The 1,730-nt window shown below is 39.7% G+C and carries 1 pseudogene; it reads right to left on the bottom strand.

Going from position 1 to position 1,730, the window contains the following annotated elements:
* Positions 1-1,191 (bottom strand): annotated as a pseudogene (locus ACFILT_RS09170) (hypothetical protein); the annotation flags it as partial.
* Positions 1,192-1,730 lie beyond the last annotated feature (539 nt).

The following is a 1,730-nucleotide window of genomic DNA, read 5'->3' as shown; positions in this document are numbered from 1 at the left end:
AATGATTATTTTCGGTCCACCTGTAATCACTAAGCCTGTTGCATCTAAGGTACTGCTTCCTGCATTTACTTTATTGACTGCAATATCCTTAGCTAGATCAAATTTTATATTATTATTATCTTTGCCTTTGCTAATTTGAAGATTTGCACTTCCAGCAGAAAAATCTACCGCGCTGTCCATGATAACGGTCTTACCATCCTTACCCCCAACAGATAGTTTCCAACCACCATTTCTTACGACACTTTCTAAGTCTTTTAACTGTACAACATTTACTGCATCAGTAAGTTCACTACCAGCTGCTACACCTGTAATCTGCCGCGTTATGCCCTTACTAGAATTACCAACACTAACGGCACCCTGCTTACTTTTCCATTGCGCTTCAGTGCTTTCTGTTGCCCCCTGCAGCGAAGAAGTATATCCTGAAACACCTGCAGCCCTATCAGCGATAGTATCACTTCCTATAGCAACACCACCTTGTACAGAAACTATAGAATTGACACCCATTGCGATACTGCTTGGACCCAAAGCGTGAGACATGGAACCTATAGCAATACTAGATTCACCTGTCCCACTTGCCTGATTACCTATAGCAATACCATACAGCGCCTCCTTTGTTACAGATGCATTGTAACCAAGAGCAATCCCCTTTTCTGCATAATTCTTCGCGCCGTAACCAAGAGCCATTGCATAATCACCAGCTGCAAGTACTCTATTTTTTTCATCAATATTCTGTTTTTCAGATCCAGAAGTAGTTCCAACACCACCGATTGCAATGCTATAAACACCTTCCGTTTTCGCCCCCCGCCCCAAAACAACAGAACCATACGATCCTAGTAATGTTTCTGCCTCAAAACCGACAACAACATTCCAACCGTTTCTAGTTTTTGCACCATACCCGATAGCAACAGAACCGTATGCACCTCTCCCATCAACACTACCAACCACATCGTCACCAATAAAAACACCCCACTTGCTGTTTGTATAATTAATCCCACTACCCAAAATAACATTGTTATTTTGAGAACGTTGCATTCCTGCAGTTCCGCCCCGCAAAAGGTCAGAAACATTAACAGGGATTGCATTCTCATTATTCCCTGAAAACTGTTGGGCTGTAGAGCTATCACGAACAAGCGACCGTGGACTAATGAGAGACTTTTTATATTGCTCGTCTGTATCTAGAGTTCTTACCAATAAATTTTTGCTATCGTCCGCAAGAACATTTACGATAGAACTCTTATCGNACAGAGAGAAGGCTTTGTGGATAAGAGACACCAGCACTTTTTACACCTTCAAGAAACGTGTTTCTAAAATCAGGATTTGCTGAAAAAACAGGCGTAACATTCGATAAGAATGTAGCCGCTATAGCCAACGAAAGAACTTTAACAAAAGAAAAACGAGAACGTTTTAATTCACTCGCTGCTTGTGGGGCATATAATTTTTTCATAACAAACTCTCCAATGAAAAAACTTAGAAACACCTCCAAAACATAAAAAAGACACATTTTAGCATTATTGATCTTTTTGGAATTTAGAGTAGATGATCATTGCTTAGGGTGTGAACGTTTTGAGTCTTTAGTCTTGTTTTGTTTGTGCTCTCTGTATTGAGACCCGAATGTTTATCTTTTTGATTATGTTTTTTGGACATAAAGGTAACACATTTAGAGTCTAAGGGTTTTAGTGTGCTGTTTTTTCCTAACTAAAAAAGAGGCCTTGTATATTTGATATTACTTT

Origin of the sequence: Bartonella sp. AP7XZML, assembly GCF_042195745.1 — a bacterium.
Classification (GTDB): domain Bacteria; phylum Pseudomonadota; class Alphaproteobacteria; order Rhizobiales; family Rhizobiaceae; genus Bartonella.
The sequence above is the reverse complement of the archived record's forward strand: the minus strand, read 5'-3'. Positions and strand labels throughout refer to the sequence as shown.